General features: G+C 67.4%; 24 protein-coding genes. 20 read left to right on the top strand and 4 right to left on the bottom strand.

The window, feature by feature from the left end:
• Positions 1-3 precede the first annotated feature (3 nt).
• The 10 genes from rpmD to ABE454_RS10770 all read left to right on the top strand — a co-directional run bounded on the left by rpmD (position 4) and on the right by ABE454_RS10770 (position 6999).
• Positions 4-198 carry a 50S ribosomal protein L30 gene (gene rpmD / locus ABE454_RS10815; RefSeq protein WP_346531586.1) on the top strand — a complete coding sequence of 65 codons (195 nt, stop codon included), beginning with the start codon at positions 4-6 and terminating at the stop codon, positions 196-198.
• Positions 199-361: 163 nt separating this feature from the next.
• Positions 362-955 (top strand): 50S ribosomal protein L15, encoded by a 594-nt coding sequence (gene rplO, locus ABE454_RS10810; RefSeq protein WP_346531584.1) that lies wholly within the window; start codon positions 362-364, stop codon positions 953-955.
• Positions 956-1115: 160 nt separating this feature from the next.
• Entirely contained in the window at positions 1116-2492 is a 1377-nt protein-coding gene (gene secY, locus ABE454_RS10805) for a preprotein translocase subunit SecY (protein WP_346531582.1), read from the top strand.
• Positions 2493-2516: 24 nt separating this feature from the next.
• Entirely contained in the window at positions 2517-3080 is a 564-nt protein-coding gene (locus ABE454_RS10800) for an adenylate kinase (RefSeq protein ID WP_346531581.1), read from the top strand.
• Positions 3081-3165: 85 nt separating this feature from the next.
• Positions 3166-3867, top strand: a complete 702-nt coding sequence (locus ABE454_RS10795; RefSeq protein WP_346531579.1) for an energy transducer TonB — start codon at positions 3166-3168, stop codon at positions 3865-3867.
• Positions 3868-4009: 142 nt separating this feature from the next.
• A complete protein-coding gene (rpsM, locus tag ABE454_RS10790) occupies positions 4010-4378 on the top strand; it encodes a 30S ribosomal protein S13 (protein WP_025978145.1) in 369 nt (122 codons plus the stop codon).
• A 16-nt stretch (positions 4379-4394) separates the two neighbouring features.
• Positions 4395-4784 carry a 30S ribosomal protein S11 gene (rpsK, locus tag ABE454_RS10785; RefSeq protein ID WP_003164390.1) on the top strand — a complete coding sequence of 130 codons (390 nt, stop codon included), beginning with the start codon at positions 4395-4397 and terminating at the stop codon, positions 4782-4784.
• An 88-nt stretch (positions 4785-4872) separates the two neighbouring features.
• A complete protein-coding gene (locus ABE454_RS10780; RefSeq protein ID WP_291781324.1) occupies positions 4873-5892 on the top strand; it encodes a DNA-directed RNA polymerase subunit alpha in 1020 nt (339 codons plus the stop codon).
• Positions 5893-6006: 114 nt separating this feature from the next.
• Complete coding sequence (gene rplQ, locus ABE454_RS10775) at positions 6007-6426, top strand: 50S ribosomal protein L17 (protein ID WP_346531578.1); 420 nt, start codon at positions 6007-6009, stop codon at positions 6424-6426.
• A 99-nt stretch (positions 6427-6525) separates the two neighbouring features.
• Positions 6526-6999 carry a GNAT family N-acetyltransferase gene (locus ABE454_RS10770; RefSeq protein ID WP_346531576.1) on the top strand — a complete coding sequence of 158 codons (474 nt, stop codon included), beginning with the start codon at positions 6526-6528 and terminating at the stop codon, positions 6997-6999.
• An 8-nt stretch (positions 7000-7007) separates the two neighbouring features.
• Here ABE454_RS10770 and ABE454_RS10765 read toward each other — a convergent pair whose 3' ends face one another.
• Together ABE454_RS10765 and ABE454_RS10760 are read right to left on the bottom strand one after the other, a co-directional pair.
• Complete coding sequence (locus ABE454_RS10765) at positions 7008-7871, bottom strand: hypothetical protein (RefSeq protein WP_346531574.1); 864 nt, start codon at positions 7869-7871, stop codon at positions 7008-7010.
• Positions 7868-8767, bottom strand: a complete 900-nt coding sequence (locus tag ABE454_RS10760; protein WP_346531573.1) for an ABC transporter ATP-binding protein — start codon at positions 8765-8767, stop codon at positions 7868-7870. Before ABE454_RS10760 ends, ABE454_RS10765 begins: the two co-directional genes overlap by 4 nt.
• Positions 8768-8870: 103 nt before the next feature.
• On the opposite strand from ABE454_RS10760, the gene ABE454_RS10755 reads away from it, so the two are divergent.
• Both ABE454_RS10755 and ABE454_RS10750 read left to right on the top strand, forming a co-directional pair.
• Positions 8871-10112: an ectonucleotide pyrophosphatase/phosphodiesterase gene (locus tag ABE454_RS10755; RefSeq protein ID WP_346531571.1), complete on the top strand. Its 1242-nt coding sequence runs from the start codon at positions 8871-8873 to the stop codon at positions 10110-10112.
• A 174-nt stretch (positions 10113-10286) separates the two neighbouring features.
• The gene (locus ABE454_RS10750) at positions 10287-11675 is read left to right on the top strand and encodes a Do family serine endopeptidase (protein ID WP_346531570.1); all 1389 of its coding nucleotides are present in this window, start codon (positions 10287-10289) and stop codon (positions 11673-11675) included.
• Between the two features lie 202 nt (positions 11676-11877).
• On the opposite strand, the gene ABE454_RS10745 is transcribed toward ABE454_RS10750, so the two are convergent.
• Complete coding sequence (locus ABE454_RS10745; RefSeq protein ID WP_346531568.1) at positions 11878-12297, bottom strand: VOC family protein; 420 nt, start codon at positions 12295-12297, stop codon at positions 11878-11880.
• 67 nt (positions 12298-12364) lie between these two features.
• Here ABE454_RS10745 and ABE454_RS10740 point away from each other — a divergent pair, with 67 nt between their 5' ends.
• From ABE454_RS10740 to ABE454_RS10725, 4 genes are all read left to right on the top strand, one after another.
• Complete coding sequence (locus tag ABE454_RS10740; RefSeq protein ID WP_346531566.1) at positions 12365-13675, top strand: replication-associated recombination protein A; 1311 nt, start codon at positions 12365-12367, stop codon at positions 13673-13675.
• Positions 13676-13745: 70 nt separating this feature from the next.
• On the top strand, positions 13746-14186 hold the full coding sequence (locus tag ABE454_RS10735; protein WP_346531565.1) for a hypothetical protein: 441 nt from the start codon (positions 13746-13748) through the stop codon (positions 14184-14186).
• 58 nt (positions 14187-14244) lie between these two features.
• Positions 14245-14970, top strand: coding sequence for an RluA family pseudouridine synthase (locus ABE454_RS10730; RefSeq protein WP_346531563.1), 726 nt, complete (start codon positions 14245-14247; stop codon positions 14968-14970).
• Positions 14971-15048: 78 nt separating this feature from the next.
• Positions 15049-15543, top strand: coding sequence for a CC0125/CC1285 family lipoprotein (locus ABE454_RS10725; RefSeq protein WP_346531561.1), 495 nt, complete (start codon positions 15049-15051; stop codon positions 15541-15543).
• A 21-nt stretch (positions 15544-15564) separates the two neighbouring features.
• Here the strand turns inward: ABE454_RS10725 and ABE454_RS10720 are convergent, their stop codons facing one another.
• Positions 15565-16002, bottom strand: coding sequence for a DUF2214 family protein (locus ABE454_RS10720; RefSeq protein ID WP_346531559.1), 438 nt, complete (start codon positions 16000-16002; stop codon positions 15565-15567).
• Positions 16003-16045: 43 nt separating this feature from the next.
• On the opposite strand from ABE454_RS10720, the gene crcB reads away from it, so the two are divergent.
• The 4 genes from crcB to ABE454_RS10700 are packed head-to-tail and all read left to right on the top strand — an operon-like array spanning position 16046 to position 19626.
• On the top strand, positions 16046-16444 hold the full coding sequence (crcB, locus tag ABE454_RS10715) for a fluoride efflux transporter CrcB (RefSeq protein WP_346531557.1): 399 nt from the start codon (positions 16046-16048) through the stop codon (positions 16442-16444).
• Complete coding sequence (locus tag ABE454_RS10710; RefSeq protein WP_346531556.1) at positions 16441-17436, top strand: RluA family pseudouridine synthase; 996 nt, start codon at positions 16441-16443, stop codon at positions 17434-17436. The genes crcB and ABE454_RS10710 overlap by 4 nt, the downstream gene beginning before the upstream one ends.
• A complete protein-coding gene (locus ABE454_RS10705; RefSeq protein ID WP_346531554.1) occupies positions 17433-18938 on the top strand; it encodes a putative 2OG-Fe(II) oxygenase in 1506 nt (501 codons plus the stop codon). Before ABE454_RS10710 ends, ABE454_RS10705 begins: the two co-directional genes overlap by 4 nt.
• A 1-nt stretch (position 18939) precedes the next feature.
• Complete coding sequence (locus tag ABE454_RS10700; protein WP_346531552.1) at positions 18940-19626, top strand: HAD-IA family hydrolase; 687 nt, start codon at positions 18940-18942, stop codon at positions 19624-19626.
• Positions 19627-19633 lie beyond the last annotated feature (7 nt).

Here is a 19633-nt window from a genome sequence, read left to right as displayed (position 1 = left end):
TAGATGGCCAAGACCGACAAGAAGACTGTGACCGTCCGTCAGACGGCGAGCCCGATCCGCCGCAAGAACGATCAGCGCGCCACCCTGGTGGGCCTGGGTCTCAACCAGATCGGCCGTGAGTCGACCCTGGAAGACACCCCCTCCGTTCGTGGGATGATCGCCAAGGTCGCCCACATGGTGGAAGTGGTCGAGAAATAAGACGGTTCGCCCTCTCCCGTTCGCGGGGGAGGGCGTTTCGCTTTATGAAGGAAGCATCTTGCGATGCTGACGCGGGTCGCTTAATCAGCGACCCTTCAATTTTTACAACGCCGAGTCAGGACCGCCTGGCGGACCTGGCGCTAGAACCCGAAAGGATCAGGCAATGAAACTGAATGAAATCCGCGACAACGAAGGCGCAACCAAGAAGCGCATGCGCGTCGGCCGTGGCCCGGGTTCGGGCAAGGGCAAGACCGCTGGCCGTGGCGTCAAGGGTCAGAACTCGCGTTCGGGCGGCGGCAAGGTCGGCTTTGAAGGCGGCCAGATGCCGCTGTACATGCGTATGCCCAAGCGCGGCTTCAACGTGCCGAACGCGCCGAAGCTGGCTGAAGTCAACCTGTGGCGCCTGCAGGAAGCCATCGACGGCGGCAAGCTGGACGCCAAGGCCGAGATCAACGGTGCGGCCCTGGTCGCCGCTGGCGTGATCCGCCGCGTCAAGGACGGCGTGCGCATCCTGGGCGAAGGCGAACTGAAGGCCAAGCTGAACATCGTCGTGTGGTCGGCCTCGTCGGGCGCCATCAAGGCGATCGAAGCTGCTGGCGGTTCGGTGACGCAACAGCGCATCGAAGCCGAAGCCAAGGCGGCTGCCCGTCTCGAGAAGCGCAATGCGGCTCGCGGCAAGGCTCCGGCGCCGAAGGCTCCGCTGGGCGACGCCAACAAGATCTCGGCACGCGCCAAGCGCGCCGCGGCCAAGGCCTAAAATCCGATATCGTCATCCCGTCGGGGACGCGGCTTTCGCGTCTTCGCCGGGAACGTCCGGAACGGGATGACGATTTTCCGAAAGCGGCCCTCGCAAGAGCGCCGCTTTCCGCCTATCTGACCACGGGCATGATTTATGGTGACCGTGTGGGGAGCGCCTGATGGCTTCGGCCGCTGAACAACTTGCTGCCAATATGAACATGGGCTCGTTCGCCAAGGCGACCGAGCTGCACAAGCGCCTGCTGTTCACGCTGGGCGCGCTGCTGGTCTATCGGATCGGCACCTATGTTCCGATCCCAGGGATCAACGGCGAGGCCTTCCTGGCCTTCTTCCAGAACCCGGATGGCCAACGCGGCATCCTGGACATGTTCAACATGTTCTCGGGCGGCGCCGTCGAGCGCATGGCCGTGTTCGCGCTGAACGTCATGCCCTACATCTCGGCGTCGATCATCGTCCAGCTGATGGGTGCGGTGTATCCGCCGTGGGAGAAGCTGAAGAAGGAAGGCGGCGAGTCGGGCCGCAAGCAGCTGAACCAGTACACCCGCTATCTGACGGTGTTCCTGGCGCTGGCCCAGTCGTTCGGCATCGCGGTGGGGCTGAACGCCCAGCCGGGCCTGATCGACCAGCCGGGTCTGTTCTTCATCATTTCGACGGTCACCGTCCTGACCGGCGGCACCATGTTCCTGATGTGGCTGGGCGAGCAGGTGACGGCGCGCGGCGTCGGCAACGGCATCTCCCTGATCATCTTCGCGGGCATTGTGGCGGTTCTGCCGTCGACGGTGGCGCGGATGCTGGGCCTGGCCCAGCAGGGTCAGATGTCGGCCTTCACCCTGTTCTTCATCGCCATCATGGCGGTGGCGGTCATCGTCTTCATCGTCTTCATGGAGCGCGCCCAGCGCCGCCTTCTGATCCAGTATCCGAAGCGCCAGGAAGGCAACCGCATGACCGGCGGCGAGCGCAGCTTCCTGCCGCTGAAGGTCAACACCGCAGGCGTGATCCCGGCCATCTTCGCCTCGTCGCTGCTGATGCTGCCGACGACGGTGGCCCAGTTCACCGCCAATGCGAACCTGCCGGACTGGATGAGCTGGCTGCCGCTGGTGACCGCCCAGCTGACCCACGGGCAGCCGGTGTTCATGATCCTGTACGCCGCCCTGATCATCTTCTTCTGCTTCTTCTACACCTCGATCACCTTCAATCCGGAGGACACGGCCGAGAACCTGCGCAAGTACGGCGGCTTCCTGCCGGGCATCCGTCCGGGCAAGCGCACGGCCGAGTATCTGGACTATGTGCTGACGCGCCTGACGGTGATCGGCGCGGCCTACATCACCGCCGTCTGTCTGCTGCCGGAGTTCCTGGTCAGCAGCCTGGGCAACAGCCTGTACTTTGGCGGAACGTCTATCTTGATCGTTGTCTCGGTGACGATGGACACTGTCGCCCAGATCCAGTCGCACCTGCTGGCTCACCAATATGAAGGCCTGATCAAGAAGGCCAAGTTGCGCGGTCGTGGCCGGGGCGGTTCCGCTCCTGCCCGTCGCTGATCGGGTAGGGGGCCCGAAGACATAATGAACCTGATCCTGTTCGGGCCGCCCGCGGCCGGCAAGGGCACCCAGGCCAAGCGGCTGGTCGAGGGGCGTGGCATGGTCCAGCTCTCGACCGGCGACATGCTGCGCGCGGCGATCGCTTCCGGCTCCGAGCTGGGGCTGAAGGTCAAGGACGTGCTGGCGCGCGGCGACCTCGTCACCGATGACATCGTCATCGCCCTGATCGAAGCCCGTCTGCCGGAGGCCGAGGCCGCCGGCGGCGCCATCTTCGACGGCTTCCCCCGCACGGTGGCCCAGGCCGAGGCCCTGGACGCCATGCTGGCCAAGCGCGGCGCCAAGATCGACAGCGTCATCCGCCTGAAGGTGGACGACGCCGCCCTGACCGACCGGATCGGCAAACGCTTCGCCGAGCAGGGCCGCGCCGACGATAACCCCGAGACGTTCAAGGACCGTCTGGCCGTCTACAACCGCCAGACCGCCCCGCTGCTTCCCTACTATGAAGGTCAGGGCAAGCTGACCGAGGTCGACGGCATGGGCGACATCGCCGCCGTGGCCGCCGCCATCGACGCGGCGCTGGACGCCTGAGCTGACACAGGGTCTGATCCTTCCCGGCTTCTGAAGCGTTGGCGTTCGGAAGCCTGAGCGGGAGACGCGGTTGCGGCCGAAACGAATGAGACATTGGCGCTGGGGCGCGGCGGGGTTTTCGACCCTTCTGCACCTCGGCGCCTTTGTGCTTTTGGGGATAGGGCGCGATGAAGCGCGTCTGCCCGATACGCCGCCGCCGATTCTGGTCGATCTGATTCCGTTCGAGCGACCTGAACCGCCGCCTCCACCTCCGCCGCCTGTCGAGCCTGCGGCGGCGCAGGGCGGCGGCGCGCCTGCTGCGCCTTCCGTCGTTCGCCCGCCGCGCCCGTCCCCGTCGCCGCCGAAGCCCGAAGTCGTCGCGCCGCCGCGTCCGGCCCCTGAGCAGCCGCTTGTCATCGGCGTTGCGACTGAGGCTGACAGTCCTGCGCCCGGCGCCGGTCTGGGCGGGCAGGGAAGCGGAAGCGGGGCAGGGCGAGGATCCGGCGCTGGTCCCGGCGCGGGCGACGGCCCGCCGCGCATCATTCGCGGCCCCAGCATGGGCGAACTGCGCGCCCTGCATCCGCGCGAAGCCTTCCGCCAGCGCCGGGGCGGGCAGGCGACGCTGGCCTGCCGCGTCCGGCTGGACACCACCCTGTCGGATTGCCGCGTGGTGGATGAAACGCCGCACGGAATGGGATTCGGTCAGGCGGCCCTTGCGGCCTCGCGTTATTTCCGCTTTCGTCCTCTGACGCAGAACGGAGCGCCCATTGATGGTCGAGAGGTCCGGGTGGGGGTCGAATGGCCCTGAACCAGCCTGCTCACGGCGCTTGCCCGTTGACGCATCGGGAATCCCCTGTATAAGGGCGGCCTTCCGCGAAGGGCGTGCACGTTCCAGGTCTGTTGACCGGAGCGGTTTCTGCGTCTGAATTAACGCGTACTTGGAGAATTTCGTGGCCCGTATCGCAGGCGTCAACATTCCGACGAACAAGCGCGTTGAAATCGCGCTTCAGTACATTCACGGCATTGGCGCGCACAACGCCAAGGAGATCACGGCCAAGATCGGCATCGAGCCGGCCCGCCGCGTGAACCAGCTGACCGACGCGGAGATCCTGCAGATCCGCGAAACCATCGACCGCGACTTCACCGTCGAAGGCGACCTGCGCCGTGAGACGTCGATGAACATCAAGCGCCTGATGGACCTGGCCTGCTACCGCGGCCTGCGTCACCGTAAGGGCCTGCCGGTCCGCGGCCAGCGCACCCACACCAACGCTCGCACCCGCAAGGGTCCGGCCAAGCCGATCGCCGGCAAGAAGAAGTAAGAGAGAGGCCTGACCGATGGCTAAGGAACCGGGTCGCGTTAAGCGCCGCGAACGTAAGAACATCACCTCGGGCGTCGCCCACGTGAACGCTTCGTTCAACAACACCATGGTGACGATCACCGACGCTCAAGGAAACGCGATTTCCTGGTCGTCGGCCGGCCACATGGGCTTCAAGGGCTCGCGCAAGTCGACGCCGTACGCCGCTCAGATGGCTGCGGAAGACGCTGGCAAGAAGGCCGCCGAGCACGGCGTCAAGACGCTGGAAGTGAACGTCTCGGGTCCGGGTTCGGGCCGCGAGTCGGCCCTGCGCGCCCTGCAGGCCGTCGGCATGACGATCACGACCATCCGTGACGTGACGCCGATGCCGCACAACGGCTGCCGTCCGCCGAAGCGCCGTCGCGTCTAAGGTTCACGCCGCCTACCCCTTCTCCCGGCGGCTCCTGTTGTTCTGAACGTGAGGACACGGAGCCGTCGAAACCCGTTCGAGGGACTTTATGATCGAAAGAAACTGGCAAGAGCTGATCCGTCCCGAGAAACCGCAAGTCGAGGGCGGGTCTGACCCGCAGCACAAGGCGCGTCTGATCGCCGAGCCTCTCGAGCGCGGTTTCGGTGTGACGCTCGGCAACGCGCTTCGTCGCGTTCTGCTGTCTTCGCTTCAAGGCGCGGCGGTCACGGCCATTCAGATCGACGGTGTGGTGCACGAGTTCTCGTCGCTGGAAGGCGTTCGCGAGGACGTCGTCGACATCGTTCTGAACATCAAGCAACTGGCCCTGCGTATGCACGCGGAAGGCCCGAAGCGGATGACGCTGCGCGCCACGGGCCCCGGCCCGGTGACGGCGGCCCAGATCGACCTGCCGGCCGATATCGAGGTGCTGAACCCGGATCACGTGATCTGCACTCTGGATGACGGCGCGTCGGTGCGCATGGAACTGACGGTCCAGAACGGCAAGGGCTACGTCGCCGCCGAACTGAACCGCCCGGAAGACGCTCCGATCGGCCTGATCGCCGTCGACGCCCTGTATTCGCCGGTGAAGCGCGTCGCCTATCGCGTCGAGCCGACCCGTCAGGGCCAGTCGCTGGACTACGACAAGCTGATCCTGGAAGTCGAAACCAACGGCGCCGTCTCGCCGGTTGACGCGGTGGCCTACGCCGCCCGCATCCTGCAAGACCAGCTGCAGATCTTCATCACCTTCGATGAGCCGACCAAGGCTGTCGAGCAGTCGGACGGCAAGCCCGAACTGCCCTTCAACCCGGCCCTGCTGAAGAAGGTGGACGAGCTGGAGCTGTCGGTCCGTTCGGCCAACTGCCTGAAGAACGACAACATCGTCTACATCGGCGACCTGATCCAGAAGACCGAGGGCGAAATGCTTCGCACCCCGAACTTCGGCCGCAAGTCGCTGAATGAAATCAAGGAAGTTCTGGCGTCCATGGGACTGTCGCTCGGCATGGATGTGCCGAACTGGCCGCCGGAAAACATCGAAGATCTGGCCAAGAAGTTCGACGACCAGATCTGATCATCAACCCTCCGCCCGGGTCCGTTGGATCGGTTGGGGCGGTTAGAATGAGAGGCCCCAGGTCTCGTCCGGCAAGTAGGGACGGGAAACCAGGGTTGAGTAGGAGAGACCCCGATGCGCCACGGCGCCGCCTATCGTAAGCTCGGCCGCACGGCCAGCCACCGCCAGGCCATGTTCGCCAACATGGCCGCCTCGCTGATCAAGCACGAGCAGATCACGACGACTCTGCCCAAGGCGAAGGAACTGCGTCCCTTCGTTGAAAAGCTGGTCACCTTGGCCAAAAAGGGCGATCTGCACGCTCGTCGTCAGGCCATCAGCGCCGTTCGCGACGTGCCGCAGGTCGGCAAGCTGTTCGAGACCCTGGCTCCGCGTTACGCTGAGCGTAACGGCGGCTACATCCGCATCATGAAGGCGGGCTTCCGTCACGGCGACAACGCCGCGATGGCCGTCATCGAGTTCGTGGATCGCGACACCGCCGCCAAGGGCCTGGATTCGGGTCCGGTCTACGCCATCGAAGGCGACGACGAGGCCTGATCAAACCCTTCGGGTTTGAACAAGATTGAAGGGCGGCCGGAGCGATCCGGTCGCCCTTTGTCTTGCGCGCTGCCGGAAAGCGGCGCCATACAGCCCGGCATGAGTGAGCAAGCGTTTCGTATCGTCGGGTTTTCGCCGTCCTATGCTGGGGACTGGCGCGCCCTGAATGAGGCCTGGCTGGCCGAGGGCGGCTTCGCGATCGAGGCCAAGGACCGCAAGGTTCTGGACGATCCGCAGGGGCAGATCCTGACGCCCGGCGGCCGCATCTTCTTTGTCGAGCGCGAAGGCGATGTGGTGGGCTGTTGCGCCCTGATGGCCATGGACGACGGCGGCTTCGAGGTCGCCAAGATGACCATCGCTCCGTCGGCGCGGGGGCAGGGGCTGTCGCGCCGCCTGCTGGAGGTCTGCGAGGCCGCTGCGCGCGAAGCGGGCGCCCCGCGCCTCTATCTGGAAACCAGCTCGACGCTTGGCCCGGCGCTGGGCCTGTACGACAGCTTCGGCTTTGTGCGCCTGCCGCCGCGCGACACCCCCTATGTGCGGGCGGATGTCTTCATGGAGAAGGCGCTGGCCTGATCCGGCGGCTATTCCTTCGACAGGTCCTGACGCTGGAACCAGCCAAGGGCCAGCAGGAAGGGCGCAAAACACCATAGCGCCAGTCCGGCGGCCGCGCGCCATGCGGCGCCGTCGGGCAGGATGGCGGCCATCATGCCGCCCTGGATGCGAAGTTTGAGCACCTCATAGGCCTCGCCCGGGAACAGCAGCATGGTAGGCCAGTCGCCGACGCGCCAACCGGCGATCATGCTGCCCTTGGCGACCAGGGCCTGCGCCACGCCGATCGCCAGCGGAATGAAGAGGGCGGCCGCCAGCGAGCGTGTGAATATGGCCGCCAGCAGAGCCAGCATCAGAAACTGCACCACGCGCACAAAGGCCAGCAGGAACAGCAGGCCGAAACTGCGGGCCGTCTCGGCGCTGAAATGGAAGACGAAGCGGTTGTCGAAGATCAGCCCCTTGGCGACCGCGGCGATCAGGGCGGCGACCAGACACAGGATCAGCGTGCTCAGGACCATCAGCTTGACGGCGCCGACCTTGCCCATGATCAGATTGGGGCGGCTGTTGCGCGCGGTGATCAGCCGCCATGTCTCCCACCGATAGTCGGCGGCGAAGACGCTGGCCGCGCCGATCAGCAGGAAGGCCAGTAGGGCCGGATGGGCCAGTTGGCCCGCCGCCTCCATCAGGGTCTGTCCCAGATCCAGCGTGCCGCGCCCCAGACGCAGCTGCGACGGCAGGCGGTCGGTGACGGTGTTGACCCGGTCGTTGATGAACAGGTTGAAGGCGATGTTCCCGGCCAGCCAGGCGACCGGCACGAAGACGATGCTCCACAACAGGGCGGTGCGGTTCTGCAGCAGGCGCCAGGTTTCGGCGCGGATGGCGTCGGCCAGCATCATGGGCGACCTCCTGCGGGTGAGGCGGTTTGCGTCATGAAGACGCTTTCCAGATCGGCGCCGACCCAGCGGGCCTCGTCGATGTCCACGCCCTGTTCGATCAGGGCGCGCAGCAGGGCAGGGGCCTCGGCGCGGGGGATGGCGGCCATGACGGCGTCGTCCTGCACGCTGCCGCGCTCGCCCAGCACGGCCATGATCCTGGCCAGCGGCGTAGCGGACAGGCGCAGCTGCTCGCCGGAGGCGGTCAGGTCGCTGACCTTGCCCTCCGCCGCCAGCCTGCCGCGGTTCAGGATGGCGACGCGGTCGCAGACGCGCTGCACCTCAAGCAACTGATGGCTGGCCAGAATGATGGTCACGCCGTCGTCGTCGGCCAGACTGCGGATCAGGGCGCGCATCTCCTGAATGCCGGGCGGGTCCATGCCGCTGGTCGGTTCATCCAGGATGACCAGATCGGGCCGGGTCATCAGGGCGGCGGCGACGCCCAGCCGCTGCATCATGCCGACCGAGAAGCCGCGAACCTTGCGGTCGGCCGCCTCGGTCAGGCCGACGCGCGCCAGCCAGCGGTCGCTCTCGACCTCGCCGCCCATGCCGTGCGCCAGCGCCAGCCAGCGCAGGGCCTGACGCGCGCTGAGGTAGGGCGGATAGCGCGGCGTCTCGATCATCGAACCCATGCGCCGGGTGATGGCCGGATCGCCGGTCGGCTGGCCCATCACCCGCACCTCGCCCGCCGTGGGACGGATCAGGCCCAGCAGGATGCGGAACAGCGTCGACTTGCCCGCGCCGTTCGGCCCCAGCACCCCATAGACCCCGCCGCGCGGTATGCCGAGGCTGAGCCCGTCCAGCGCGCGCACGTCGCCATAGGTCTTGGTCAGGTCGCGGGTTTCGATGACAAGGGTCATGCCTGCACCGTGGCGCGAGGACGGAAAACCCGCAAGCGGTCTTCTGTCTGTCGCAGAAGGGGCCTAGGCAGAGGATCCGTAAAGCCGTTTTCGAGAGCCCTTCATGTTTGATCGCCTGTTCGGTCTGGCGCGCGCCGCCGCCCTGACGCTGGCCGTTAGCGCGTGCGCCGCCACCGCGCCCGCCTCGCGGGTCGAGCCGCTTCAGGCGCAGGGGCAGAACGTCATCCTGATCTCGATCGACGGTTTCCGGCCGGACTATCTGGAGCGCGGCGTGACGCCGGTGCTGTCGCGGCTGGCGGCCGAGGGCGCGTCGGGGCCCATGAAGCCGTCCTTCCCCAGCGTGACCTTCCCCAACCACTACACCCTCGTCACGGGCCTGCATCCTGATCACCACGGCATCGTCGGCAACAATATGGTCGACGCCGAACTGGGCCGCTTCTCGCTCGGGAATAAACAGGCGGTCACCGACCGGCGCTGGTGGGATCAGGGCGAGCCGATCTGGGTCTCGGCCGAGCGGCAGGGCGTCAAGACCGCCACCATGTTCTGGCCGGGGTCCGAGGCCGATATTCGCGGGGTGCGCCCCAGCTACTGGAAGCCGTTCGACCAGTCGATGCCCGGCGACGCGCGCGTGGATCAGGTGCTTCAGTGGCTGGACCTGCCGGTCGGCCAGCGCCCGGTGCTGACCACTCTCTATTTCGACATCGTCGACACCATGGGCCACCACCACGGCCCGGACGCGACCCAGACGGTAGAGGCCGCACGCTCGGTCGACGCCTCCATCGGCCGCCTGATCGACGGGCTGAAGGCGCGGGGCGTGTATGACAACACCATTCTGGTCGTGGTGTCGGATCACGGCATGGCGGCGACTTCGCCCGATCGGGTGACGGTGCTGGATGACATCATCGACCCGGCGGCGGTGCAGATCATCTATGGCGGCCCGGTCACCTTCCTGAACCCCGTCGCGGGGCGGGAGGCCGAGGTGGAGCAGGCCCTGCTGGGCTCGCGTCCGCATCTGGACTGCTGGCGCAAGAGCGAGATTCCGGCGCGTCTGGTGCTGGGTTCAAACCCGCGCGTCTCGGCCATCGTCTGCGCCTCTGAGCCGGGCTGGCTGCTGTCGACGCGCGACCGTATCCCCACCAAGCCGGGCGGCGCCCACGGCTATGACAACGCCGCGCCCGAAATGCAGGCCGTCTTCATCGCCCACGGACCGGGCGTCGTGGCCGGTCGGCGGTTGCAGAATCTGGACAGTGTCGACGTCCAGCCCTTCCTCGCGCGGCTGCTGGGCGTTTCGGCGCCGCGCGGCGATGGCGATCCGAATGACACCCTGCCGGTGATGCAGCGCTGAGGGCAGGCGCGCCGAACCCGACGCCTTCGGTCCGTGGACGGAACGCGCCGGGTTCACGCCCGTTTGATCGCTGCTGCGCCCCAGACGCCATTGTGGCCGAACACCGGCCTTGATCCTGTCGAAAAGCCGGGGCGGAATGGGCCATAATGCCCAAGCTTTTGAAACCGGGACGAGATGAAGACTTCCAGACTGGCCATCGCCGCCGCCCTGATCCTGTCCGCCTGCGGCCAGCCCCAACCTTCCAAGGCGCAGGAAGGCGTCTTCGCCGAGCAGCCGCGCGTGGCGCCGCGCGACGCCGGAACCCTGAAGACCAGCTTCGCTCCCGTGGTGCAGAAGGCCGCGCCCGCCGTGGTCAATATCTCGGCCCGGGGCATCCAGCGGGTGCGCGATCCCTTCTTTGAACTGTTCGGCGGCGGGCCGCAGGCGCGGGTGACCGGCTCGATCGGTTCGGGCGTCATCGTGCGGCCGGACGGCATCGTGGTGACCAACAATCACGTCATCCAGAACATGCAGGAAATCCGCGTCACCCTGAACGACCGGCGCGAATACCCGGCCAAGGTTCTGTTGGCCGACGAGCGGTCCGACATCGCCGTGCTGCAGCTTGAAAATCTGGACGGCGACCTGCCGGTGCTGCGCATCGACGATCAGGAGCAGCAGCAGGTCGGCGATCTGGTGCTGGCCATCGGCAATCCGTTCGGCGTGGGCCAGACGGTGACCAACGGCATCATCTCGGCCCTGAACCGGACCGAGACAGGCATCAGCGATTCCGGCTCCTTCATCCAGACGGACGCTCCGATCAATCCCGGTAACTCGGGCGGCGCCCTGGTCGACATGGACGGCGAACTGATCGGCATCAACACGGCCATCTTCTCGCGCACGGGTTCGTCCAGCGGCGTGGGCTTCGCCGTTCCGGCCAGCATGGTGCGTCGGGTGGTGGATTCCGCTGTCGGCGGCGCCAAGTCGGTCGAGCGCGCCTGGCTGGGCGTCAAGGGCGACACCGTCAGCGCCGACATCGCCCGCAGTCTGGGGCTGGAGCGGCCGCAGGGCCTGATGGTCACGGACGTCTACGCCGGAGGGCCGGGCGCCCGTGCGGGCATCCAGCAGGGCGACGTCATCACCGCCATCGACGGCGCCGAGGTCAATGATCAGGGCGGTCTGAACTTCCGTGTCGGCACCAAGTCGCCGAACGCCTCCGTCGCCGTGACGGTGTTGCGCGATGGCCGCAGCCAGACGTTGAACGCGCGCGTCTCGGCCCTGCCGGGCGATGCGGATCCGGGGCAGGGGACGGTCGTGGGTCAGGGCTCTCTGGCCGGTCTTCAGGGCGTGGCGCTGAACCCGGCGCTGGCTGACCGGCTGGGCGGCGATCCCTTCACCAGCGGCGTGGTGGTGACGGGGCTGCAGCGCAACAGCGTCCCCGCGCGCATCGGCCTGCGCCCCAATGATCTGATCGTGCAGATGAACGGTCGCGCCGTCACCACGGTCGCCGCCCTGGGCGGCGCGCAGCGGGGGTCTGAGCTGACGATCATCCGTAATGGGCGTCGGTTGACGGGGCGGTTGCCGTAGGAAACAGACGCCGCGTTTCTCCCTCCCCGTCCCGGGGAGGGTGGCTGAGGCGAAGCCGAAGCCGGGTGGGGGCGGCGAGGCTATTCAGACGCCGAGGCTAGGATCACCTGGCCCTCCCCACCCGGTCGCTGCGCGACCACCCTCCCCATGAAGGGGAGGGAGAGGGTTGCACTCTTTTTCTGATGACGGTGGCGGCGGGGTTTTACCCCTTCTTCGGCCCGCCGATGCTCCACAGGTGGCCGAACGGGTCGCGGAGCTGGCCGTAGCGGTCGCCCCAGAACTGATCCTCCAGCGGCATGACCGGCACGGCGCCGTTGACCAGGGCGCGGCCCCACCAGTCGTCGGCGTCGTCGACCTGAAGGTGCAGGCTGACGCCGGTCGGCTTGATATCCGCCTCGCCCGTCCACTCGGGGAATTCGTCGGCCAGCATCACGCTGGCGCCATTGATGCGCAGATGGACGTGCAGCAACCGCTCGCCATCCTCGGCGGGGGTGCGCATGACTTCCTCGGCCCCGAAGGCGCGGGCGTAGAATTCGACCGCCGCAGCGGCCCCGCGTGAGGGAATGATCAGGTGGGGCGTCACCCCGCCGCGCGGTCCCTGTTCAGCCTTGGCGTCTGTCATGCGATTCCTCCTTGGAGGCATTCTATCGGGTGCAGTCGCCCGAACGAACGCCTATCTAGAGCGTTCCATGACTGATTTGTTCGAAGCCTCCGGCATCCACCCGCCCGACGCCCCTCTGGCCGACCGTCTGCGCCCGCAGGCGCTGGATCAGGTGGTGGGGCAGGACCATCTGTTGGGCGAGGGCGGCCCCATCCGCCGCATGATCGAGGCCGGGCGCCTTGGCTCCATGATCCTGTGGGGGCCGCCGGGGACGGGCAAGACCACGATCGCCCGCCTGCTGGCCAAGGCGGCGGGCTATGAATACCAGTCGATCAGCGCCGTCTTCTCGGGCGTCGCCGATTTGAAGAAGGCGTTTGAGGCCGCGCGGATGCGCCGGGCGGCGGGCCAGCAGACCCTGCTGTTCGTCGACGAGATCCACCGTTTCAACCGCGCCCAGCAGGACGGCTTCCTGCCCTTCGTCGAGGAGGGGATCGTCACCCTGGTCGGCGCCACGACGGAAAACCCCAGCTTCGAGCTGAACGGCGCCCTGCTGTCGCGCTCTCAGGTCTATGTGCTGAAGCGCCTGGACGACGCTTCGCTGGATCTGCTGCTGGATCGGGCCGAGGCGCTGATGGGCAAGCCCCTGCCGCTGACGCCCGAGGCGCGTCAGGCCATGCTGGCGCTGGCGGACGGCGACGGCCGTTATCTGCTGACCATGTCCGAGGTGCTGTTCGACCTGCAGGACGTCGAACCGCTGGACGTGCAGGCGCTGGCGGGCGTGCTTCAGAAGCGCGCCCCCGCCTACGACAAGTCACGCGAAGAGCACTACAACCTCATCTCGGCCCTACATAAGTCGGTGCGCGGATCGGACCCGGACGCGGCGCTCTACTGGCTGGCGCGGATGCTGAACGGGGGCGAAGACCCGCTGTATCTGGCGCGGCGCATTGTACGCATGGCGGTCGAGGACATCGGTCAGGCCGACCCCCTGTCCATCCTGGTCGCCAACGCGGCCAAGGATACCTACGACTTCCTCGGCTCGCCGGAGGGGGAGCTGGCGTTGGCTCAGGCCGTCGTCCATCTGGCCACGGCGCCCAAGTCGGTCGGCGTCTATGAAGCCTTTAAGGCGGCGAAGAAGGCGGCGCACGAGACCGGCTCCCTGATGCCGCCCGCCCATATCCGCAACGCCCCGACCAAGCTGATGAAGCAGCTCGGCTACGGCAAGGGCTATCAATACGACCCCGACACGCCCGAAGGCTTTTCCGGCGCCGACTTCTTTCCCGACGAGATGGAGCGCCGCACCTTCTACAAACCCAAGGGCGAGGGGCATGAGGAGAAGGTCAAGGCGCGTCTGGAACGCTGGGCCGCCATGCGGGGGCGGGCGCAGGCGGACAAGGCGTAGGGGCAGGCCCTTGTTGCATCGACCTGTTCCGGCGTAGGTGTCGGCTCTGGACGCCCTGGGGGACAAAGCGATGGTCGATATTTCAAAGCGCCCGGCGGCGCCGTGGCATCTGTGGGCCATCGGGGCGGCGTCGGTGGTCTGGAACGGCGTCGGCGTCTGGCAGTGGTATCAGAAGGTGACCGGCGCGGCGGCCTATTGGAGCGCCCTGACGATGGAGCAGGTCTTCTATCTGCGCTCGGCGCCGATGTGGACGGATGTCGCCTATGGCGTGGCGGTGTGGTGCGGCCTGCTGGGCGCGCTGATGCTGTTGCTGCGGCGCAAGCTGGCGTTCAACGCCCTCGTCGCCGGGCTGATCGCCATGCTGGCCTACGCCGTTCATGTGCTGGCGCTCAGCAATGGGCGTGAGGTGCTGGGCGCGGCGGGCGTGGCCTCTGTCGTGGCGGTCGCCGCCGTTTTCGTCGTGCAGATCGTCTATGCGCACTGGGCCCGTCGCAAGGGCCTGATCCGCTGATCGCACAAAGCCTGATGGGCATGGCGAAGCGGGGCGGGCTCGGCTAAAGGCTCGGCGGGTGAAGACCCGCCAGCCTGTTTCCCTGACCGAAGATGAAATCGCCGCCGTCCGTTCGTGGGTGGTGCATGAAGACGCGCATCTGATCGCCTTCAACAAGCCGTCGGGCCTCTCCAGTCAGGGCGGACGCATTCAGGCGCACACGCTGGACGATCTGCTGTGGGCCTTCGCCCGATCGAACGGCAAGCGGCCGGAACTGGTGCATCGACTGGACCGCGACACGTCTGGCGTCATTCTGGCCGCCAAGACCAAGCCCGCAGCTGGTTTCTTCGGCAAGGCGATGCAGATGCGCAAGTTCCAGAAGACCTATCTGGCCTTGGTCGCGGCCGCGCCCGAGCCGAAATCGGGCCGCATCACCTCGGCCTTGCGGCGCGAAGAGATCGGCCGTGAAAGCTATATGCGGGTCGTGGATTTCGATGCGCCGGGCGCGCAGGGCGCGGCCAGCAGCTATCGCACACTGGCCTCTGGCGAGGACGGAGCGGTGGTCGAACTGTCGCCGGAGACGGGGCGGATGCACCAGCTTCGGGTCCACATGGCCTCTATCGGTCGCCCTCTGGTCGGCGATGTCCGCTATGGCGGCGCCCTGACCTTCGCCGGACGGGCGGCGCCGCGCCTGATGCTTCACGCGGCGAAACTCAGCTTTCCCCATCCCGACGGCGGCCGTGTGACGGTCGAAGCGCCGGAGCCGGATGATTTCGCGGCCCTGCGGACGGCGGCGGGCCTGTAGCCGCTTCATCCCCCGTTCAGCTTCGTCGCAGAACAATGGACTTTGCCCGTGCGCTGTTCGGGCGTGGGAGCCATGCGCATGAAACGCCTCGCCTCTATCACCATCGCCGCCTCGGCCCTGGCCCTGACGGCCTGTGCCAGCCTGGCGCCCTATGGCCAGCAGATGGGGCCGAACGGTCAGGGCTATTCCGACCAGAGGATCGAGCGCGACCGCTTCCGCGTCACCTATAAGGGCGTCGGCGCGCCCGGGCCGGTGGCCGACATGGCCCTGTTCCGCGCCGCCCAGCTGACGACCGAGCAGGGCTATGACTGGTTCGAGATCACGCAGCGCTGGATCGACGGCCGCCCCGACAGCGCAGGCGGCGTCCGTCCCAGCGTCTCGGTCGGCGCCAGTTCGGGTCGTTACGGCGGCTGGTCGACGTCAGGCGTCGGCGTCGGGCTGGGCTTCGACCTCAGCGGGCCACAGCCGACCTCGACCACGCTGGAGGTCGTCATGGGCCGCGGCCAGCGCCCGGATCGCCCCGGCGCCCATGACGCGCGCGGGGTTCAGGATTCGATCCGCCCGCGCCTGTAGGTCCTAGAACGGCTGTAGGTCCTAGAACGGCCAGCGCGCCATCGCCGCTGCGAAGGCCAACAGCGGAACCAGCAGACCGATCTCTAGTCCGATCGCGCGTCGGGCGGCGGCCAGTTCGGCCTGCGGCGGGGCATAGTCGGGGGCGCTCTTCGCCGCCTTGCGCCATTTCAGGATCATCAGCGTCGGCCGGATCGAGATCAGGCCGATCAGGGCGAAGGTCGCGATCTTGGCCCAGAAGAAGGGGTTGGCTTCATAGAAGGCCCAGCCCTTGCCGCCCATCACTCGTCCGACCCCGATTAGGATGATGAGCAGGGCCGTGACGCCATAGCCCGCGTCCAGTCCGGCCAGCCGATTCACCGGCAGTTCGGGCGTGCGCAGCAGCGCCAGCTCCGACGCCAGCATGACGATCAGGCCAAGGAACAGCAGATGATGCAGGATGGCGAGGACAAGGTCGTGCATGGCGGCCTTCGCAAATGAGGTCGGAACAGTATATGCCGCCAGCATGACACGTTTCTTGCTGGTTGCGATCGGCGGCGGCCTCGGGGCCATGGCGCGCTATGGGCTAGGCTTGGCCGTGGGCCGTCTGGCGCCCGGCGCGGCCTGGCCGTGGGCGACGCTGACGGCCAATGTCGCGGGCGGCTTTCTGATGGGGCTGCTGGCGGGCTGGCTGGCGTTGAAGGCGGGCGCGGGGCAGGAAAACATCCGCCTGTTCGCCGCCGTGGGCGTGCTGGGCGGCTTCACGACTTTTTCGGCCTTTTCACTGGAAGCGGCCCTGATGATCGAACGCCGTGAAATCGTCTCGGCTTTCGTTTATGCGGCGGGTTCGGTGGTTCTCGCCATCGCCGCCCTGTTCGTCGGCCTGATGATCGCGCGCAAACTGTTTATCGGAGTGGGCGCATGAGCCGCGAAGTCCAGACCCTCTATGTCGCCGAGGATGAAGACGACATCCGTCTTGATCGCTGGTTCAAGCGCCGCTGGCCGCACCTGACCCACATCCAGGTCGAGAAGATGGCCCGCAGCGGCCAGATCCGCGTCGACGGCTCGCGCGTCAAGCCGCAGGACCGTCTGACCGCGGGCGCCGCCGTGCGCGTGCCGCCGCTGCCCGAGGCCAATCCGCGCAAGCCCGGCGACCTGCATGAACTGACCGAGCGCGACATCGCCTACGCCAAGTCGCTGGTGCTGTACGAAGATCACATGGTCATCGCTTTGAACAAGCCGCATGGCCTGGCCGTGCAGGGCGGCACCAAGACGACCAAACACGTCGACCGCCTGCTGTCGGCCTGGGGCGAGGGGATGGACCGGCCGCGTCTGGTTCACCGTCTGGACCGCGACACCTCGGGCGTGCTGCTGCTGGGCAAGGGGCCGGAGGCGGCCAAGCGGCTGGCCGGGGCCTTCGCCCGGCGTCAGGCCAAGAAGACCTATTGGGCCATTGTCATCGGCAACCCCAAGCCCTCGGCCGGTCAGATCGACATGGCGCTGAAGAAGACCGGCATCAACGACTTCGAGATGATGCGCCCGGCCGAGCCGAAGGATCCCAAGGGCGAACCGGCCGAGACCGCCTTCGCCACCGTCAGCCGCGCCGCCCACCGGGCGGCATGGGTGGCGCTGCGGCCCTTCACGGGTCGGACGCACCAGTTGCGCGCCCACATGGCCGCCATCGGCCATCCCATTCTGGGCGACCCCAAATACGGCGACGACAAGTCGCGCGAACTGTCCGGCCCGCTGAAGCTGCAGCTTCACGCCCGCCGCATCGAGCTGGACCACCCCGGCGGCGGCAAGCTGATCGTAGAGGCTCCGCTGAGCCCCGAGATGAAGGCCGGTTTCGCCCATTTCGGCTTCTCTGAAGACGAGGCTGACGAAGACCTGTTCGAAGGCGTGCGGCGGATGCGATGAAGACCGGGCCGGGGGTTCAGATGCGGCTGCAGCGCGCTCAGGCTCTGGCGGCTCAGGGAGATCTGGCCGGGGCGCTGGCCGTTCTGGAGCAGGCGGCCCCGAATGAACGGGCAGGCGTCCTGTCGTTTCAGGTCGATCTTCTGAAGGCGTTGGAGCGTTTCGATGAAGCGCTGGCGATCCGGCGCGAACAGGCCGAGGCGGCGCCGAAAAGCGTGGCCGCCCGGCATAATCTGGCGGCCCTGCTGGGCGACATGGGGTGCAATGTCGAGGCGGTGGAGGCGGCGCGTCAGGCCTTCGCCAACGGCGGCGATGCGCCGGAGACATGGCTGGTGCTGGCGCGCGCGCTTTCCGGTTGCGCCCGTCTGGACGAGGCGGAAGACGCCTATCGCCGCGCAGTCGAACGCCGTCCGGCCTATGGAGAGGCGGTACGCGAACTGGCGCAGCTGATCTGGATGCGCGGCGGCGATCTGGAGGCCGCCAAGGCGCCGGTGCTGAAGGCGCTGGCGACGGCGCCGGGCGACGGCGACCTGCTGACCTGTCTGGCCGTGGTGCTGATGTATGGCGGCGGCGATGCGCGCGAGGCGTGGACCGAGCTGACGCGCCGCGCGCAGGCGGGGGGCGCCCGCTCGGCCACCGTCGAACTGGCGGCGGGACAGCTGGCGCTGACCTTTGATCCGGCGCTGGCGGTCGGCCATGCGCGCAAGGCGGCCGAACTGGCGCCGCAGACGCTCGATCCGTGGATCAGCGTGGCCGAGGCTCTGGTCGCCCTGGGCGACGCCGACGGCGCCTTCGAGATTCTGAACCAGCTTTCAGCGACGCCTGCGCCGCATCAGAAGGTTCTGGCCCTGCACGCCACGGCCAGCCGGGTGAAGGGACAGGCCGACGCCCTCGGGCTGGATGATCTGGACAATCTGGTCAGCGCCCAGACCATCGACACGCCGCCGGGGTGGAGCGATCTGGGCGCCTATCTGGCGGATCTGCAGACGGCCCTGCTGGCCCAGCACGCCTATCAGAACCATCCGCTGGGCCAGAGCCTGCGGCACGGCACGCAGACGCCGGTGGACCTGACCCTTGTCGACGACCCGGTCATCCGCGCCTTTTTTACGGCCATCGACGGGCCGATCCGCCGCCATCTGGCGCGGCTGGGGCAGAGGGGCGATCCGGTCCGCCGCCGCAATACCGGCGATTATCGTTTGAGCGGCTGCTGGTCCGTGCGGCTGGCGCCGGGCGGGTTCCACGAACATCATATCCACCCGAAGGGCTGGTATTCCTCGGCCTGCTATATCGACGTGCCGCCGGTGGTCGAGGCGGGCGGTCATGAGGGCTGGCTGGCGCTGGCCCAGCCGCCGTTCGCGACGCCGCAGCCGCTGGAGCCGCTGCGCTATGAAAAGCCGCAGCCGGGCAAGCTGGTGCTGTTCCCGTCCTGCCTGTGGCACGGCACCGTGCCTTTCAGCGGCGACCGGCCGCGCCTGTCCGTCGCCTTTGATATCGTGCCTGTCTGATATGATCGCTTCCGATGCTCCGCTCGCCGTCTTCGACATCGACGGCACCCTGGTCGATAGCCGGGCCTCCATCCATCGCGCGGCCTGCGAGGCGGCGCAGGCGCTGGGCCTGCCCGAGCCAGAATATGATCGGGTGCGTCAGATCGTCGGCCTGAGCCTGCATCACGCCCTGCATGTGCTCGAACCGTCGCTGACCGATGCCGAACTGGCCGACTTCGTCGCGGCCTTTCAGGCCAGTTTCCGCGCCATGTATGAGGCGGGCCATGAAGAGCCGCTCTATCCCGGCGTCATGCAGACGCTGCGGCGGCTGAAGCGCGACGGCTGGCGGCTGTCGCTGGCGACGGGTCAGAACCGGCGCGGCGTGGCCCGCAATCTGGCGCGGCCCGAATGGAGCGATCTGTTCCTGTCCAGCCACTGCGCCGAGGACGGGCCGGGCAAGCCGGACCCGGCCATGCTGCGCGCCGCCATGACCGCCTGCGGGGCCGACATCGCCTCGACCGTCATGATCGGCGACACCAGCCACGACATCACAATGGCCGTGGCGGCGGGCGTGCATCCGCTGGGCGTCGGCTGGGGTTTCCATACGGTGGAGGAGCAGGCGGCGGCGGGCGCGCTGCACATCGCCGCCGATTTTCCTGATCTGGAGGCGGCGCTGGATCGTTTCGCCTCGACCAAGCTTTTCGCCTAGAAGTTCA

The sequence above is a fragment of the Brevundimonas diminuta genome (assembly GCF_039673845.1).
GTDB lineage: Bacteria > Pseudomonadota > Alphaproteobacteria > Caulobacterales > Caulobacteraceae > Brevundimonas > Brevundimonas diminuta_E.
Note: the sequence above shows the minus strand (reverse complement) of the source record. Positions and strands in the feature narration are given on the sequence as shown.

Coding starts and splice junctions, on each gene's coding strand:
- secY (WP_346531582.1), top strand. CDS start 1,116: ATGGCTTCGGCCGCTGAACAACTTGCTGCCAATATGAACATGGGCTCG.
- rpmD (WP_346531586.1), top strand. CDS start 4: ATGGCCAAGACCGACAAGAAGACTGTGACCGTCCGTCAGACGGCGAGC.
- ABE454_RS10755 (WP_346531571.1), top strand. CDS start 8,871: ATGTTTGATCGCCTGTTCGGTCTGGCGCGCGCCGCCGCCCTGACGCTG.
- crcB (WP_346531557.1), top strand. CDS start 16,046: ATGACACGTTTCTTGCTGGTTGCGATCGGCGGCGGCCTCGGGGCCATG.
- rplQ (WP_346531578.1), top strand. CDS start 6,007: ATGCGCCACGGCGCCGCCTATCGTAAGCTCGGCCGCACGGCCAGCCAC.
- ABE454_RS10700 (WP_346531552.1), top strand. CDS start 18,940: ATGATCGCTTCCGATGCTCCGCTCGCCGTCTTCGACATCGACGGCACC.
- ABE454_RS10800 (WP_346531581.1), top strand. CDS start 2,517: ATGAACCTGATCCTGTTCGGGCCGCCCGCGGCCGGCAAGGGCACCCAG.
- ABE454_RS10780 (WP_291781324.1), top strand. CDS start 4,873: ATGATCGAAAGAAACTGGCAAGAGCTGATCCGTCCCGAGAAACCGCAA.
- ABE454_RS10765 (WP_346531574.1), bottom strand. CDS start 7,871: ATGATGCTGGCCGACGCCATCCGCGCCGAAACCTGGCGCCTGCTGCAG.
- ABE454_RS10745 (WP_346531568.1), bottom strand. CDS start 12,297: ATGACAGACGCCAAGGCTGAACAGGGACCGCGCGGCGGGGTGACGCCC.
- ABE454_RS10750 (WP_346531570.1), top strand. CDS start 10,287: ATGAAGACTTCCAGACTGGCCATCGCCGCCGCCCTGATCCTGTCCGCC.
- ABE454_RS10735 (WP_346531565.1), top strand. CDS start 13,746: ATGGTCGATATTTCAAAGCGCCCGGCGGCGCCGTGGCATCTGTGGGCC.
- ABE454_RS10710 (WP_346531556.1), top strand. CDS start 16,441: ATGAGCCGCGAAGTCCAGACCCTCTATGTCGCCGAGGATGAAGACGAC.
- rpsK (WP_003164390.1), top strand. CDS start 4,395: ATGGCTAAGGAACCGGGTCGCGTTAAGCGCCGCGAACGTAAGAACATC.
- ABE454_RS10795 (WP_346531579.1), top strand. CDS start 3,166: ATGAGACATTGGCGCTGGGGCGCGGCGGGGTTTTCGACCCTTCTGCAC.
- ABE454_RS10760 (WP_346531573.1), bottom strand. CDS start 8,767: ATGACCCTTGTCATCGAAACCCGCGACCTGACCAAGACCTATGGCGAC.
- ABE454_RS10740 (WP_346531566.1), top strand. CDS start 12,365: ATGACTGATTTGTTCGAAGCCTCCGGCATCCACCCGCCCGACGCCCCT.
- ABE454_RS10720 (WP_346531559.1), bottom strand. CDS start 16,002: ATGCACGACCTTGTCCTCGCCATCCTGCATCATCTGCTGTTCCTTGGC.
- rplO (WP_346531584.1), top strand. CDS start 362: ATGAAACTGAATGAAATCCGCGACAACGAAGGCGCAACCAAGAAGCGC.
- ABE454_RS10770 (WP_346531576.1), top strand. CDS start 6,526: ATGAGTGAGCAAGCGTTTCGTATCGTCGGGTTTTCGCCGTCCTATGCT.
- ABE454_RS10725 (WP_346531561.1), top strand. CDS start 15,049: ATGAAACGCCTCGCCTCTATCACCATCGCCGCCTCGGCCCTGGCCCTG.
- ABE454_RS10705 (WP_346531554.1), top strand. CDS start 17,433: ATGAAGACCGGGCCGGGGGTTCAGATGCGGCTGCAGCGCGCTCAGGCT.